The 16,372-nt window shown below is 40.2% G+C and carries 12 protein-coding genes; 5 read left to right on the forward strand and 7 right to left on the reverse strand.

What is annotated here, in order from left to right; translation table 11 throughout:
* Positions 1-25 precede the first annotated feature (25 nt).
* From NSU11_RS19140 to NSU11_RS19150, 3 genes are all read right to left on the reverse strand, one after another.
* Entirely contained in the window at positions 26-1,165 is a 1,140-nt protein-coding gene (locus tag NSU11_RS19140; RefSeq protein WP_197202742.1) for a glycerate kinase, read from the reverse strand.
* A gap of 29 nt (positions 1,166-1,194) precedes the next feature.
* A complete protein-coding gene (locus tag NSU11_RS19145) occupies positions 1,195-2,466 on the reverse strand; it encodes a GntP family permease (RefSeq protein ID WP_197202741.1) in 1,272 nt (423 codons plus the stop codon).
* A gap of 118 nt (positions 2,467-2,584) precedes the next feature.
* A complete protein-coding gene (locus NSU11_RS19150; RefSeq protein WP_342493726.1) occupies positions 2,585-3,697 on the reverse strand; it encodes a sugar diacid recognition domain-containing protein in 1,113 nt (370 codons plus the stop codon).
* Between the two features lie 161 nt (positions 3,698-3,858).
* On the opposite strand from NSU11_RS19150, the gene NSU11_RS19155 reads away from it, so the two are divergent.
* From NSU11_RS19155 to NSU11_RS19175, 5 genes are all read left to right on the forward strand, one after another.
* Positions 3,859-4,509 carry a TetR/AcrR family transcriptional regulator gene (locus NSU11_RS19155; RefSeq protein ID WP_171464824.1) on the forward strand — a complete coding sequence of 217 codons (651 nt, stop codon included), beginning with the start codon at positions 3,859-3,861 and terminating at the stop codon, positions 4,507-4,509.
* A 69-nt stretch (positions 4,510-4,578) separates the two neighbouring features.
* Complete coding sequence (locus NSU11_RS19160) at positions 4,579-5,832, forward strand: MFS transporter (protein ID WP_281237466.1); 1,254 nt, start codon at positions 4,579-4,581, stop codon at positions 5,830-5,832.
* A complete protein-coding gene (locus NSU11_RS19165) occupies positions 5,829-8,156 on the forward strand; it encodes an ABC transporter permease (protein WP_171464826.1) in 2,328 nt (775 codons plus the stop codon). The genes NSU11_RS19160 and NSU11_RS19165 overlap by 4 nt, the downstream gene beginning before the upstream one ends.
* 13 nt (positions 8,157-8,169) lie before the next feature.
* Positions 8,170-8,931, forward strand: coding sequence for an ABC transporter ATP-binding protein (locus NSU11_RS19170; RefSeq protein ID WP_133744354.1), 762 nt, complete (start codon positions 8,170-8,172; stop codon positions 8,929-8,931).
* 655 nt (positions 8,932-9,586) lie between these two features.
* Entirely contained in the window at positions 9,587-10,765 is a 1,179-nt protein-coding gene (locus tag NSU11_RS19175; RefSeq protein ID WP_151039575.1) for a Rap family tetratricopeptide repeat protein, read from the forward strand.
* 97 nt (positions 10,766-10,862) lie between these two features.
* Here NSU11_RS19175 and NSU11_RS19180 read toward each other — a convergent pair whose 3' ends face one another.
* The 4 genes from NSU11_RS19180 to NSU11_RS19195 all read right to left on the reverse strand — a co-directional run bounded on the left by NSU11_RS19180 (position 10,863) and on the right by NSU11_RS19195 (position 16,323).
* A complete protein-coding gene (locus NSU11_RS19180; protein WP_171464827.1) occupies positions 10,863-11,711 on the reverse strand; it encodes a PRD domain-containing protein in 849 nt (282 codons plus the stop codon).
* Positions 11,712-11,741: 30 nt separating this feature from the next.
* Complete coding sequence (locus NSU11_RS19185; RefSeq protein WP_342493727.1) at positions 11,742-13,208, reverse strand: glycoside hydrolase family 1 protein; 1,467 nt, start codon at positions 13,206-13,208, stop codon at positions 11,742-11,744.
* Between the two features lie 4 nt (positions 13,209-13,212).
* On the reverse strand, positions 13,213-15,072 hold the full coding sequence (locus NSU11_RS19190; RefSeq protein WP_103131829.1) for a beta-glucoside-specific PTS transporter subunit IIABC: 1,860 nt from the start codon (positions 15,070-15,072) through the stop codon (positions 13,213-13,215).
* Between the two features lie 351 nt (positions 15,073-15,423).
* A complete protein-coding gene (locus NSU11_RS19195; protein ID WP_281237465.1) occupies positions 15,424-16,323 on the reverse strand; it encodes a hypothetical protein in 900 nt (299 codons plus the stop codon).
* Positions 16,324-16,372 lie beyond the last annotated feature (49 nt).

Consider the following 16,372-nt stretch of genomic DNA (forward strand, 5'->3'; position numbering starts at 1 on the left):
TAGAAAAGGAAACATTTTTCATCGTTTACTTTTTTATTCCAATTTCTAACACAGCCGCGATATTCCGAGCTGTTCTTTCTACATGAAGAGCCGCATCTCGTATCGCCTCAGACAGAGAGGTAATACCTGGAACGATACTAAACAGTGCATCAATTCCATGATCGTGTACGACTCCACTGTCGTTTGCAAGAGAGCCTGCAATCCCAATCACAGGCAGATTATACTGCTTTGCTGCTTTGGCTACGCCGATTGGGGTTTTTCCATAAATGGTCTGCCGGTCAATTCGGCCTTCTCCCGTAATGACAAGGTCTGCCTCCTTGATGACGTCATCAAAATGAACAGCCTTCAGCACAATATCGATTCCTCTTTGCAAATCAGCTTTTAAAAAGCCTAATAAACTCGCACCAAGTCCTCCTGCCGCTCCTGCCCCTGCTGCATCTCCAAAGGAGACATTGAACTGCTTTTCAGCTACTTGTGCAAAATGAGCCAGATTCTTGTCTAACACTTGAACCATTTCTTCATCTGCTCCCTTTTGAGGACCGAAAACAGCAGACGCTCCTCTCTCACCCGTTAAAGGATTATCCACATCACAAGCCGCCTCCAGACGGACGGATTGCAGTCTTGGATCGAGTCCAGATAAATCAATTGAAGCTAACTGATGAAGTACCCCGCCGCCTGACGTCAGGGAAAGTCCTGTTTTATCAAGGAAATCTGCACCTAATCCTTGCATCATCCCAACACCGCCATCATTTGTTGCACTTCCGCCAAGGCCAATGATCACGTGCTTCGCTCCTTTATCCAGCGCTGCAAGTATTAATTCTCCAGTTCCTCTGGATGTGGTCCATAATGGATTACGTTTTTCTCGCGGTACATGATGTAAACCAGAGGCTGCAGCCATCTCTATGACAGCAGTCTGACCGTCTCCTAACATGCCAAAAAAGGCATCCACTGGCTCACCAAGCGGGCTCGTGGCCACTTGATGAACAATTTGCCCGCCAGTCGCATCAACCAACGATTGAACGGTCCCCTCTCCTCCATCTGCCATCGGCAGTTTGATATACTCTGCGTTTGGCAAAATAGAACGAAATCCTCGTTCAATGGCACATGCTGTCTCATAAGCAGATAAACTTTCTTTAAATGAATCTGGTGCGATCACAATTTTCATCCTAAAGCCCCTCTTTTCTTATCATGTCCTCAGCCAAACAGCTGGAAAACGCCAAAAATAAAGGTCGATACAACGGTTAACGTCAAACCGATTAACGATTCAAAAGGCATGAGCTTCAAACGATCTTTAATATCCATTTGAACACTTCCTGCTGTTGCATGGAAAAAGCTCCCGTGCGGCATATGGTCAAGCACTGTTGCGCCAGCATGAATCATGGCTGCCCCTGAAAGAGCAGATACACCAAGCCCAATCAGTGTTCCGCTAAACACACCACTCGCTACCGCCGTTCCTGCTGTTGTCGAAGCGGTCGCGGCTGACATAAATATCCCGGAAGTAGGCGCAAGTAAATATGGAGGTAAACCCGATGCATCCAGTGCCTGAATAAACACATCTTTTAAGGAAGAATTCGATACGATTCCTGCTAATGTACCTGTCCCTAATAACATGATCGCGACACCTGACATTTTATGAAGCCCCGACATCGCATAATCATTGAGAAATTTCCCTTTTTTCATGAAAAGAGCACCTACAATCCCTCCAATCGGTAAAGCGATCATTGGGTCTATATTGATTTGAAAAAGCGGCCTTAAAGCCAACAATAAAATGGTAACCAGCGGACCAGCCAGTGCTTGAAAAAAAGAAGGTATTTGAACTTTACTTTGCCCAGTTTCTTCTTCAAGAACGGGCGTCCCTTTGTTTGCAAGCTTTTTAGCTAATACATATGTAACAGCCAACCCGAACACAGCTGGAATGATTCCAGCAGCCATCATTGAAGTCAGAGGTACACCAAAAGCGTCTGAAGCGGCAATGGCATTCGGATTCGGTGACATGATATTCCCTGCCTTCCCGCCTCCAATCATAGCAAGGAGAATTCCCGTTTTTGAGAGCTTTGCGCGTTTGGCAATGGCAAGTGCGATGGGCGCTACTGTAATAACCGCAACATCTACAAAAACGCCCACTGTTGTTAAAATCATCGTTGCAAGAGCGAGTGCTAATAGTGCCCTCGCCTCACCAAGCCTTCTCACGATGGCCTCAGCGATAGATAACGCTGCACCTGATTCAATGAGAACACCAGCCAGTACACCTGCGGCCATAATTCTAAGGACAGCCGGAATCATGTCCTTAGCACCTTCCATCATAACGTTGACGGTCTGAACAATGTCTACCCCGCCAACCAATCCGCCTATGAATGCACCAGCCAGCATGCCATAAGCAGGTGATACTTTTTTTAGAATGAGAACAATCGCGACCACAAGCGCCGCCATGGCTCCCAGAGTACTTACCGTCACATCTCCACCCATTCTCAATCCCCCTAAAAATATCTTTCTCCAATTGTAAGCGTTTACCCTAAGGGATTGTGTTGTGAATCTGGATGAACTTTTTTAACTGACCACTCTTCCGAATTGTGCATTTGCACAATCAATATAGTTGAGTCATTAGCTGCGCCATATAAAGCTCGATTAACTGTTTTACATGACGAGGGTCTTTTCCGGTCAATCCTTGAATTTTGTCTAAACGATAACGCAATGTATTCCGATGAATAAATAAACGATCAACAATTCTTTGCAAATCACCGCCCTCTTCAATGTAAACCCTTAATGTATGGGCGAGCTCTGCTTCTTGTGTCAGCGGCTTGTAAAAGTCAGTCCATAGACTTTTCTTTTCAGCAATACCCGCCATCATGAATACGCTTTCCAGCTGATAAGACTCAAAGAAATACATACTTTCTTCCGGATCAAGAGCTTTCCCTAATCTCAGGGCTTCTCTCGCATGCTGAAAAGAAATTGGCAGCTGGCTGATGTCGTCAGCGACAGTCCCTATCCCCACTAGCACTTGGCCTCCTATTGCTCTTTGCATTGTTTTTTGCAGATGACCTGCAGCCTGCTTTACTCGATGTTCAGGTATGGGCTGACTTAAAAGAATCAATTCATGACAAAAGGTCATGCCAAGTAAATCATCCGCATTCTTATCATATTGAATCGCATGCATCAATTTATGAACAGCATCCTCTGAGGATGGAACTGGCTGAAAAACAATAGCCATTCGGCGCTTGTCTAAATCCATCCCCAGCCAAGCAGCTCGATTTTTTAGCTGATGATCCCCAACGTCAGAATATGAAACCAACTGATTGACAATTTCACTTTCTAGTCGATGACGCCATTGAACCCGCTCAAGCAGAAAAGATTGCTCTAACACCAGTTCAGCTGCCATCTTCACCAGCTCGGCATGATGCCGAATGTCCTCTGGTTCACCAGTAATCCCAATCACACCAACTACTTGTTCATGGAAGCAGATAGGCAAGTTAATCCCAGGTTTCACCCCTTCTAAGCGCAAAGAGGTCTCCTGATCAATTTCCACACTGTTCCCACTTGTCAGCACAAGCCGTGCACCATCATGTTTCTGGCCAATCCTGTTTCGTTCACCAGAACCAATAATGACACCATCTGCATTCATCACATTGATGTTTTTATGTAAAATATGCATTGTACGTTCAACCATTTCTTGAGCCAATTCACTGGTCAAAAATTGCATTTGCCATCTCCCCTGAAGGTTTTTTTCATTCAATGTATCATAGTGTCTTTGAACAATAAATGCAAAGTGTTTAAAAAACAGCCATTGACAAAGACACCCTGAAAAGTGTTTAATCAAATCAAGAACCGACCGACAGTCTAATTAAGAGAAAGGATGGCTTTATGAGAACCGTTAAACATCCTGAGGAACGTAAAAATGACATATTAAACGCAGCCGAAGCGCTTTTTTCAACCAAAGGCTATCAGAAAACAACGATTATTGACATATTAAAAGCCGTTGGCATTGCAAAAGGCACCTTTTATTACTACTTTGCATCCAAAGAAGAAGTAATGGATGCCATTATTGACAGGATCATCAAAGAAGATATCATCGTAGCAAAGCGTATTGCAGCTGATCCAGACCTTCCAGTCGTTGACAAACTATTTCGTATCATCATGGCGCAATCACCTCAGCAAGGAAGCCATAAACAGGGCATGATCGATCAGTTCCATCAGCCTTCTAATGCAGAAATGCATCAAAAAAGCTTAATCAAAGCCATTAAAGAACTATCACCCGTGTTGGCAGATGTCATTCAGCAAGGTGTAGAGGAAGGGACATTCAAAACGAAGTATCCGCAAGAGACGGTTGAATTTCTTCTTGCTTCTGCACAGGTCATATTTGATGAAGGCCTTTTTCAATGGACAGCCGAAGAAAGTATACAACGCGCTTTAGCTTTTATTGATATACTCGAATCCTCATTGCATGCAGATAAGGGGAGCTTTTCATTCCTGCTGAAGCGATTATCTGGAGAGCTGGATGAAAATAATCAGTGATTGGTCACTTCAATACCAATCCTGCATACATTATAGACTGACGGTCGGTCTAAAAGGAGAGTGATATTCATGTCTTTGTTATCCAAAAGAGGGTCATCCCACTTTATCTACCTCGTTCTCGGGCAGATTATTTCCGTTTTCGGATCTTCTCTCATTCGGTTTGTTCTATCTTTACACGTATTGGATATGACGCATCGAGTTGATTTATATGCCTTACTTTTCGCTTTATCCAATATCCCGCTCCTTCTCTCCCCGTTAGCTGGTGCAATCGCTGACCGGTTTAACAGAAGGAACTTAATGATTTTATTTGATGTCCTCACCGGCATGATGATTCTTGCCTTTTATTTTTGGTTATTTTCGGGAAATGATTCACTCTATATGATCGGAGCTGTCATGATACTGCTTGGCGTGATGAGTACGTTCTATGCTCCCGCTGTCATGTCCAGCATTCCACAGCTAGTGAAACAAGAGCAATTAGAACAAGCAAACGGCATTGTCAATGGCGTTCAGGCACTTTCAGGTGTTCTCGCACCTATTATCGGAGGAGTTTTATACGGAATGATTGGAAGCCAATCCATCATCGGTGCAAGTGCCATCGTATTTTTTCTATCAGCTTGCATGCTTTTAAGGTTAAACATTTCCTTCTCCCCTAGTCCGCTGACAGAGTCTATGGGCAAAGTGCTCATAAAAGATATGAAACAAGGATTTTCTTATATTGGCAGCCAGCCATTTTTAAAAAGAGCCATGCTGCTTGCTGCAATGTTAAATTTCATCCTTACACCATTTTTTATTGTTGGGGGTCCAATCATTTTAAGGGTCACAATGAAGAGCAGTGACATCATGTATGGAATAGGCATGGGCTTGCTTGAGTTCGCTGTCATCGCAGGGGCTCTGCTAGTTGGACTTGTAGCGAAGCATTGGCGCATTCCTACTTTATATCGCTGGCTTCTTGTCATCGCAGTCATCTTGCTGCCTGTGGCATTCTCAACATCCAAAACAGCTCTTCAATTTGGTACTTATCCAGCTTATTTTCTCTTTTTAGCAGGATGTCTTCCAATTGCTATGCTGCTAACTATGATCTCAATCGTTGTGATTTCACATGTTCAAAAGAAAACACCAAATCATCAATTAGGAAAAGTGATGGCCAATCTGACAATGGTTTCTCAATGTGCTGCTCCGCTTGGCCAAATGATGTATGGATTTTTGTTCAATACGTTTTCAGCCACCATGTATGTGACTGTGCTCATCGTCAGTACTTTCATGTTTGCACTAGCCTGCTTAACAAAAAATATGCTTCAGCATGAAGGAGAAGCAGCCTCATGAGATTAGCGTTTATAAAGAAAGACTTAACCCGACACCGTCTCATTTCAATCGGCTTAACCATTTGCATCATGATGACTTCATTTCTCGCAGCAAGTGCAGCTCAAATGATCGTACAGCTGAATGGTTCCATTTCTAACCTGCTCCATTCTGCCAAAGCGCCAGACTTTGTCCAAATGCATGACGGCGACCTAAATGAAAAAGACATTGAAGTATTTTCAAGCAAGCAATCCATGGTAAAAGCCCATCAAATCGTCCCAATGATACCAATTGAACATGCAAACATCAGGTTCGGACATGAGCCTGCCAAAGCAGGTGTGATGGATCATTTATTTGTGAAGCAAAATCGCAACTTTGATTTTCTTCTAGATGAACAAAACGAAAAGCTTACTGTCAATAAAGGTGAAGTGGCTGTCCCAATTTATTTTCAACAAAAGTATCGGCTTAACATAGGTGAAACATTACTGATTGAGAAAGGAGCTAATCAATTCATCTTTCGCATCAAAGCGTTCTTGCGAGATGCACAAATGAACCCCAGTCTTGTCAGTTCAAAAAGATTTCTTCTTCATAACGAGGATTGGGATGCAATAAATCAAGTGTTTCAACAAAAAGAGTACTTAATCGAATTTTTACTACATGATGCCGCTCAGACAGATACCTTTCAAGCAATCTATCAATCATCACAACTGCCACAACAAGGTCCATCTGTCACACTACCTTTACTGCGTATGCTGAATGCATTGACAGATGGAATGGTCATTGCCATTCTCCTGCTTGTTTGCCTGCTGCTCATCAGTATAGCCCTTCTCTCACTCCATCTTGCTATGACGGCTTCAATAGAAGAGGATGAACGTGAAATTGGCATACTGAAGGTGCTTGGGATCTCTTTAACAAGAATCAAGCAATTATACGTTGGTAAGTATGCCGCGCTTGCTTGTGCAGGGTGTATAGCGGGATATGTGTTAACACTTATATTTGGTGATATGTTTACAACCAATATTCACCGTTACATGGGGAATCAGCCTTCTTTTGCTCATTGGTTAATCCCGCTTTTTGTTTCTATTGCGACGGCAATAATCGTCATCTCTTGCAGCTATGCTGTCCTAAGAAAGTTTGGTCAAATATCAGCTGCTCAAGCACTTCAAGGCGTTATCAATTCACCGAGTCAAAAGAAAAGAATACCTATGCATCTTAAGAAAAGCAGGTTCATACCGATCAATATTTGGCTTGGTTTAAAAGACCTGATATCACGAAAGAAGTTGTACACAACGATTTCTTGTATTATTGCACTCTGTACATTTTTAATGCTCATGCCTATTCAGCTATGGCATACCTTACAATCACCGGATTTCATCACATACCTTGGCTCTGGTAAAAGTGACCTTCGAATGGATATACGCCAAGGAAATCATCTAGCGAAAAATACAAACGAACTAGAATCAATGATTCGTCAAGATCAGAGCATACAAACAGCAGCCATCTATAAAACTACTTCTCTTCAGGTGAAATCAAAGGAGAACACATTAGAAACGCTCTACTTAGAAACAGGTGAGCTCTCAGCATTTCCTCTCACCTATTTAAAAGGGCGGCAGCCTTTAAAGAATGAAGAAATTGCCTTATCCGTATTAAATGCAGATTCACTTCAGAAAAAGATAGGAGAAAGAATCACACTCGTGAATAATGGGCATGAAATCCAAAGAACGGTAACAGGTATTTATCAGGACGTAACCAATGGGGGCAAAACAGCAAAAGCAATATCACAGCCATTTCCTCAAACAGCTCTTTGGCAAACCATTCAAATCCAACTAAAGCCAGGAGTAAATATTGCAGAGAAAAAGACAATATTTGAAAAAAAGGTATCTCCTGCAAAAGTGACAGATATGAAAGAATACGTTCATCAAACGATCGGCAGCACAGCAGCTATTGTAAAAGTCATTGCATTTTTTGCTGCATTAGCTGCCTTTGGAACCGCCAGCTTAATGCTATTCATGTTTCTGCACATGTTAAAGGCAAAAGATTCGAGCCGAAACCACATGCTAAGAACAATTGGATTTTCTATAACAGATATAACAGCACAATATATAACGAGTTTTATCGTTGTTCTCTCTTTTGGCGCCCTTATTGGAACAATCGCAGTCAATACCATTGGTCCTGCTTTGATGAGTATAGGTGGAGCATCATTAGGGGCGTCGAGCCTTCAGTGGCTGTCACCGCAATGGGTGTCAGTTGTGTACCCCGTTACACTAGTTATTGTCAATTTAGCTTTGACCACCTGGTTATTGAAGACGTTTTTTTCCAGTCCAACGACAAGGCAAACACTTTTATAAGGAGATGTTTCACATGGAACACTTGATTGAAACGAAGCGATTGTCATTGCATATCGATTCATTAAAAGGACAGAAACAAACGATTCTTAAGAATATTCATTTATCGATAAAGCGTGGAGAATTCGTGACCATTATGGGACCTTCTGGATGCGGGAAAACATCCTTACTTTATCAGCTTAGCGGCATAGAAACAGCTTCAACAGGAGAGATCAAATATAAAGGCCGATCACTATCAGAAATGACAGACAAACAGTTAACTGCTCTGCGCTTAACAGAGATGGGGTTTGTCTTTCAGCACAGCCATTTATTAAAAAATCTTAATCTATTTGACAACATCATTGCTGCAGCTTATTTAGCAAAGAAAAAGCCAAGACAAAAATTGAATGAACGAGCTCAATATTTAATGGAAAAACTTGATATTGATCATTTGGCAAATAGATATTTGACAGAAGTATCAGGAGGACAACTTCAAAGAGCCGCTATCTGCCGAGCGCTCATGAATGAACCAGACATACTTTTTGCTGATGAACCAACAGGTGCTCTTAATTCCAGTACAACGAAGGAAGTGATGAATATTTTTTCAAGAGTACACGCTGAAGGAGCAACACTGCTGCTTGTCACACATGACCCCAAGGTGGCTCTTCGTTCTGAAAAAATCATGTTTATGAATGACGGAGAAATTGCAGACAGTTTACAATTAGGAAGATATGACCTTTCAACTGCCGAGAACCGAGAAATGAGATTAAATCAATGGCTGCAAGATTTAGGTTTTTAATCTGAGTTCAAACAGGCAGAAAACTGCCTGTTCTACTTTTTTTGGCACTCAAAGGAGTAATCCATAGACAAACTATTTGTTTCTAAGATGATTTTGCCGCCAGCTTGTTGACATGATTCTGTCAACAGCTCAATTTCTTTGCCATAAAAGTATCTCTTTGACATATAAAGAGTCACTAAAACAAGTAACAGAGTCGCGATAATGACTGTGATTTGTCTATTTAAACTTTGAAATCTTTTTTTCATTTCAACATCCTTTCTAAAGGGCTGAGTTTGTGTTTAATACTTACATTTGGCTGCATCTATCAGTTTCTTATCTCATGATCTAGCAACATCATACATGATTTTCTTTCCTAGATCGACCTTCCATTTTCCCTCTGAAATAGCTAAAACTTCTTTATTCCAAATATACGAGTGATATTTTCGTTCATTATCACAAAATCCATTGTATATATCCCTTTTTTAGATTTCCAAAAAGAGATTTTATTCATTTGTGCTAACAAGCAATCACCCTTACAATATCGTACATCACATGACCTTAGGTCCTTTTTATTACCTCTTGTCAATCTCTTCACAGAAACGATTATATTTTACCAAAAATTGTGATATCGTTTTTTATGAAACAGGTGAAAGGATCTTAAAGAGGTGAAATTTCCATGGCTATCATTTCTGCTGAACAGGTGGGGAATCGTTTAAATGATTGGAGAATTGCAATTCGCAAGCATGATGTACACAGTGCAAAAGCAATGTATACAGAATTAAAAGAATTACTTCAAAAAATGGAAGAAAATCAGGAAGTCTTGACCTATTACTCATTGCTAGAAGGCAAGTATAAACTCATGTTATATGAACGGAGAGGTACAAAACTGAAGGAACAGCCAGAGCCAGATTGCCCCTCTAAAACAAACGACTTAATTGAATACTATTTTTACCTGTACAAAGCCCTTTACGCTTCATATAAAAGAGACTATGCATCAGCCATTGGACTGTTTAAAATTGCCGAGAAAAAACTACAACACATTCCTGATGAAATAGAAGTAGCAGAATTTCATACGAAAATCGCTAACTTATATATGCTGCTTCGTCAAAGCCTGATTTCTCTACACTATATTCAGAATGCTATTGATATTTTCAAAAGTCATGAAGGATATGAGAGAAGACTAGCTGCAGCCTTTGTCATCGCCGCTGCTAATTATATGGACATTGGTGACTTTATAAGAGCAGAAGACTACTACAAAAAAGCATTACACATCGCAGACAGTCTCAACGATCATTTTCTAACATCACAGCTTTATCATAATATCAGCATTTTGTACGCCGAAGCTGGCGAATCAAAAAAATGTATTGATGCCCTAGAAAAGGCTCTTAGTGATGAAGACTATCTCTCTTCGTGTTACTTTCATCACTCCATGTACATGTTAATGAAAGAGCTGCTTTCTATCGATGAAAGGACACAAGCTCTCTATTACTTCGAATTGGTGAACCAAAAACATGAATCAGAGAAATGCCCCATCTATACAGCAAAAATGAATTTGCTTTACCATCTATATTTCACTGAAGATATGGCTCAAAAAACTCAAGCCTGTTTCGATGAAATCAGCATTCTTAAAAAATTAAAAGATGCTGAAGGAGTCTGTGAATTAAGTGCATTAGCTGCAAAACACTTTGAAGAGCTGGGAGCCATTCATCAAGCCTATCTCTTTTTAAAGGAAGCTGATCGCATGAAACATCCTATCATTGACTGGGGGAATTCTAATGAAAAAAATGAGTTTATTGATTATCACTTTGACCATCGTTGTTTTAGGACAAACAGGGGCTTTCAATTCATTAAATGATGGCAATCCTGGTACAACAGAACGACCTATCGGAACTTAATATAAACATTGGTCATACAAAGAACCACTCGCCTCATCAAGGCAAGTGGTTCCACATTTATTTTAGTTGCTGATAAGATATGAGGCGGTGTATATGTACCGCAAGATAAGTAAGCTCATCATTAGGAATGACAATACTATGCACCTGTTTAATATAGTCTTTGATCTTAAAAGCAACATCCATCGCTTGAGGATATAAATGTGCAATTTGTTCAAATAACTCATTTTCCTGATCTGATAATAATTTATCAGCATAAAATCTCTCTACAAAGAATTTCACATGTGTAATGAACCGACTGTAATGAATATTCTCTTGATCCATTTCCATATTCAACGTATAGCGCACAAGATTGACAATACTTCCGATCATCTTGGCGTATTTCATACCATCTTTCGACTCGGACTCTTCACCTAATGCATTAATTAAGTGAAAGGCGATATTGGCAGCTTCTTCTTTTGGTAATTGTATGCCCAATGTGTCATTGACTAACTCAAGTGCGTAATTTCCTACTTCAAATTCTTCTGTATAGTAATTTTTGATTTCCCAATACACGCGATTCGTAATATTAATATTCTTTTTATGACGTTCCACTGCAAAATTCAAATGATCCATTAAGGTAAAATAAACACCTGTATTTAAATTTGAATTTAAACGTTTTTCTGCAAATTTGACGATTTGCTGAGTTAAATCGATAAACTCCTGAGGCATTGAATCTAACAGTTGAAGAAATTCTTTTGCTCTCATGTTATCGACTGACATAAAGACTTGGTCCGCTTTTTTCTCTTCTATCATTTGACCTGGTTTCTGTCCATAGCCAATTCCTCGGCCGAACAAAACCATCTCCTGTTGGTTCTGATCTTCAGCCAGGACCACACTCGAGTTTAAAACTTTTTTGATTTTAAACATCGTCATCACCTGTTTTCATGATTGTGGTGTTCAATCAAGCGATTCTCCATTCGTCTCAATGACTTTTTTGTACCAATAAAATGAGTCTTTTCGAGATCGTTTTAATGTCCCGTTCCCGTCATCATCTTGATCTACGTGAATGAAGCCATAACGTTTTGACATTTGTGATGTACCTGCACTAATAATATCAATCGAGCCCCAGCTCGTATATCCAAAGAGATCGACGCCTTCTTCAATGGCTTCTCTCATTTGACGGAAATGCTCTTTAAAATAGTTAATACGATAGTCATCATGGATTGAGCCATCATTTTCAACTACATCCTTTGCACCCATGCCGTTCTCGACTATGATAAGAGGTTTTTGATAGCGATCATACAATTCGATCAAAGAAATTTTTAGACCAACCGGATCAATTTGCCAGCCCCAGTCAGTTGAAGGAAGATAAGGGTTTTTGACTCCACGAATGGTATTTCCTTCTGTCTCTTCTAATCCTTCTTGGGCTGATTCCGTTAAAGACATATAGTAGCTGAATGAGATAAAATCTACTGTGTTTTCCTTTAAAATGGTTAGATCATCTGCTTCCATTTGAATATGAATATCTTTTCTCTCAAGCATGCGCTTGATCAGCGGTGGATACTCGCCAAATACCTGAACATCTGCATAGAAATAGTTTTCTAAGTTTTGTTTCAAAGCTTGTTCCACATCATTCGGGTGGCACGTATGCGGATACGTTGTCAATTTAGTCAGCATACATCCTACTTGGCTGCCTGGGATGATACGATGGCAATCTGCTGTTACAAGAGCAGATGCAATAAATTGATGATGAAGTGCTTGGTACACCGTCTCTTCCACTTTTCCTTCTGGACAGCGATCAGGAATAATTCCCGCTGTAATGAAAGAGTGGCGGTGAATACTATCAATTTCATTAAAAGTGAGCCAATATTTCACATCATCTTTATAACGTTCGAAACAAACATTGGCGAACTTCACAAAGAGGTCGATTACTTTTCTTTCAACCCAGCCGTTATATTTCACACTAAGGGCTAATGGCATTTCATAATGAGAGAGTGTCACGATCGGTTCTATGTTGTGTTTTTTCATTTCTGCAAATACACGATCATAAAATTGCAGCCCTTTTTCATTCGGTTCCGCTTCTTCTCCAGTAGGGAAGATACGACTCCATGCAATAGAAATGCGAAGTGTTTGAAATCCCATTTCAGCAAAGAGAGCCAAATCCTCTTTATAGTGATGATAGAAATCAACACCTCTGCGCTTTGGGTATTTTTTATCGTCTGGATCTTTCATCGCACGATCTATATTTTCAGTGGTAACAGCAAGATGACCTTCATAATCTTCTACACTCAAGTTGGAACGGTACATTGCAATATCTGCAACAGACGGTCCCTTTCCATCTATATTCCAGGCGCCTTCTGCCTGGTTAGCAGCAATGGCGCCGCCCCATAAAAATCCTTTTGGAAAACCTTTGATTTTTTTCATATGATTAGCCTCCTAATTGTGTAACAACCATCAATGTATCTTGACGATTGACCTCTTGTAATGGCTGTACCTTAATATCATATTGATCTGTATTTGTGACTACAGCAAGAGTTACTGGATCATACCCTGCTTCCATGATTTTTTCTAGGTCAAATTCAATCAATAAATCACCCGCTTGAACACGATCTCCAGCCTGCACCTTTGGATGGAAATACTGTCCTTCCAACTGAACGGTGTCAATGCCGATGTGGAATAATACTTCAACTCCATGGTCCGTCTTCATACCAAGTGCATGGTTTGTTTCGAACAGTAAGGTTACCTCTCCATCTACTGGTGCATAAAGTGCTCCCTTTGAAGGTACAATGGCAATTCCTTCTCCCATGACCTTTGAAGAGAAAATATCATCTTTCACTTCAGATAGAGAGATCATTTGACCAATCACAGGGCTTTTGAATGTTTCTCCTGCTCCAATTTTTTCAGCAAACCCAGCTTGGTCCTTTGTCTTTTCTTCTACAGTTCGATCTTTACCTAATACAAAAGCAGCGATAAAGGCGACAATAAACGAAATGACCGCTCCAATGATAGCAAACATCAAATTTCGCGGGAGCTCATCTGATATAAACATCGACATGCTTGCTAACCCAGGGCCAACAAGCACAAAGGCTTGTATACCAACTAAACCAATGAAAATCCCGCCAACAAACGAACCCATCATAACACTTCCAAGGACTCGCTTATTTTGCAGTGTCACACCATACAGCGCCGGCTCTGTGATGCCAAAAAAGGCTGATATTCCTGCCGAAATGGCTGTTGATCTGAGTACCTTGTCTTTTGTTCGAAGTGCCACAGCAAAACACGCTCCACTTTCCGCGATATTATGCGCAAGTGATGCCGGTAAATAAAGTGCTTCTTTCCCAAGGGTTCCCATCGTTGTGACTGCATAAGGGACCATTGCTTTGTGCATGCCTGAAGCAACCATGAATGGGAGGACCGCTGCTAAAATTGCGACAGCTACCCAGCCTACCGTATTAAACATCGCAAGAATAATAGATGAAAAGCCTTGCCCCGCTGTAAAACCAATCGGTCCTAACAGAAGTAGCGTAACTGGTACAGTAATGACCAATGACATCATCGGAACGAAGAAAATCCGAATTGGTTTTGGTGAAAACCGTGTAAAGAATTTTTCCATTTTCGCGTAAAGCAATACAGAAAGGATTGCCGGAAACACTTGATATGCATAAGCTATATTTTTTACATCGAATGAAAGTAATTGCGCACCTTCTGTAAGCATCGCCGTCATGTTCGGCAGAAGGAGCGCACCGACTGCTGATAGAGCGACCAGTGGATTTACTTTTAGTTTATTCGCCGTCGTTACAGCAACTAGTAAAGGCAGAAAGTAAAGTGGTGCATCACCTACCATGTTCAGTATTTGATAGGTTTGTCCCTTTGCATCCATCCAGCCTAATAAAGAGAAAAGGAGAAGAAATGATTTTAAAATTCCTCCGCCTGCGATAGCTGGTACAAGCGGTTGGAAGACACCGACAATGAAATCTAACAGAACTGTGCCTGCTTTTCTTTTTTCTTTTGGCTGGTTGGATGGCACGTCTTGGCTTGATGAGGTGCTGCCTATTAAACTAGTTACCTTTTGATACACTTCAATGACATCATTCCCAATGACTACTTGGCATTGTCCTGACATTCTGACAGCTATAACACCTGGTGTTTTTTCTAGTGCTGGTACATCTGCTTTTTTCTGATCGATTAGTGTGAAGCGAAGCCTTGTTGAACAGTGTTCAAGGTGCGCAATGTTTTCTTTGCCGCCTACATGCTGTAAAACGTCTTTGGCAACTTGTGTGTAATTCATTTTTTCTTCTCCCCCTTTTCTCATACACGAGACCTATATTTTGGCAACAAAAAAAGGATCTAAAACGACAAATAAAAGAAATTCATCGTTTTTAGATCCTGCCTGCATGACCAGTCACATGTCTAATTTATTCATATTGGATTTGTTTTTAGTATATATTGATTATATGAAAGCGTCAACATTTATTTTTCTAAAAATTATTAAGGTCTTTATACCCAAATTACTCTTCTTTCATTGTTGAAGTAACCTTCCTGTTTTTTTATACAATAAATATCCTTTTATCACTCACCAAAAACTACTTCCATCTAAAAACCAGATAAGTTTAAAATGACTTATCTGGTTTATCATCATCTATTTTTTCTTTTCTTCAGCCTGCTTTTTGAATGCTTCCGTTTGTTCCTGATATTCATCTTTCGTGACAGCTTTAAACTCTATTGTACCGCCTGCCAATTTAAAAGGAAGCTTAATTGATGTTGCGTCTCGATCGGTTTCACCTACAATAAAATCATTTTCAATTCCAATTCCTGGGTAAGTGACCAAATCAAACATTATCCCGTCTGAAATACCTCTGGCCTCATATTTCGTTTCTTTATAAGTTTCAGTACTATCTTCAGGAACAGTTCTCATCAGAAAAGATCCTGACCATTCAGACTCAATATGCATGCGTTTTACTTGTAAAAAAAGCTGATATGAACCATCCTCTGCCGTGTACAGATAACCGTAAGTACCTGTTACTTTTTTGATGAAGTTTCTTACATAATCATAAAATCTATTCTCACTGTCATCCATCAGTTCATCATATCGGTCATGAATGTCCTTTTGAACAGCTCGTAGTTTATTTTGATCAACTGCTTTGTATGTGATGCTTTGTTTTTCACCTTGTTTTTTCACAGAAAGGTGTTTTTCAGCAGGGTGAACTTTATATGTGACCGTCTCTTTCCCTTGCTTCACTTGAAATTCGTAACCGTTTTCAACAGTTTTTCCAGTTAATTTATATTTGTTGATAAATAGATTAGGATCAAAATGTCTTTTTGGATTTTCCTCCAAAATGGTTTCATTCAGATAACCTGTGACTTTCCCTTTTCTCTCCGTTACCTTGAACCAGTTCACTTGATCCTTTGTCTTATATACAAAGGCGTAAGAGTGGTTCAATACACTCTTTTTTACATTTGCTTGATATGCTATCCAGCTGACAGCACCGATGACTAGTACCGTTAGAATTGCCACGATCCAGATTTTCGATTTATTCATATATACCTCCTCTGATCATTGATCTACGGATGTTTATTTTTTCTATCAA

The sequence above is a fragment of the Bacillus sp. FSL R5-0712 genome, from assembly GCF_038593285.1.
Lineage (GTDB): Bacteria > Bacillota > Bacilli > Bacillales > Bacillaceae > Bacillus > Bacillus safensis.

Coding starts and splice junctions, on each gene's coding strand:
- NSU11_RS19140 (WP_197202742.1), bottom strand. CDS start 1,165: ATGAAAATTGTGATCGCACCAGATTCATTTAAAGAAAGTTTATCTGCT.
- NSU11_RS19145 (WP_197202741.1), bottom strand. CDS start 2,466: ATGGGTGGAGATGTGACGGTAAGTACTCTGGGAGCCATGGCGGCGCTT.
- NSU11_RS19150 (WP_342493726.1), bottom strand. CDS start 3,697: ATGCAATTTTTGACCAGTGAATTGGCTCAAGAAATGGTTGAACGTACA.
- NSU11_RS19155 (WP_171464824.1), top strand. CDS start 3,859: ATGAGAACCGTTAAACATCCTGAGGAACGTAAAAATGACATATTAAAC.
- NSU11_RS19160 (WP_281237466.1), top strand. CDS start 4,579: ATGTCTTTGTTATCCAAAAGAGGGTCATCCCACTTTATCTACCTCGTT.
- NSU11_RS19165 (WP_171464826.1), top strand. CDS start 5,829: ATGAGATTAGCGTTTATAAAGAAAGACTTAACCCGACACCGTCTCATT.
- NSU11_RS19170 (WP_133744354.1), top strand. CDS start 8,170: ATGGAACACTTGATTGAAACGAAGCGATTGTCATTGCATATCGATTCA.
- NSU11_RS19175 (WP_151039575.1), top strand. CDS start 9,587: ATGGCTATCATTTCTGCTGAACAGGTGGGGAATCGTTTAAATGATTGG.
- NSU11_RS19180 (WP_171464827.1), bottom strand. CDS start 11,711: ATGTTTAAAATCAAAAAAGTTTTAAACTCGAGTGTGGTCCTGGCTGAA.
- NSU11_RS19185 (WP_342493727.1), bottom strand. CDS start 13,208: ATGAAAAAAATCAAAGGTTTTCCAAAAGGATTTTTATGGGGCGGCGCC.
- NSU11_RS19190 (WP_103131829.1), bottom strand. CDS start 15,072: ATGAATTACACACAAGTTGCCAAAGACGTTTTACAGCATGTAGGCGGC.
- NSU11_RS19195 (WP_281237465.1), bottom strand. CDS start 16,323: ATGAATAAATCGAAAATCTGGATCGTGGCAATTCTAACGGTACTAGTC.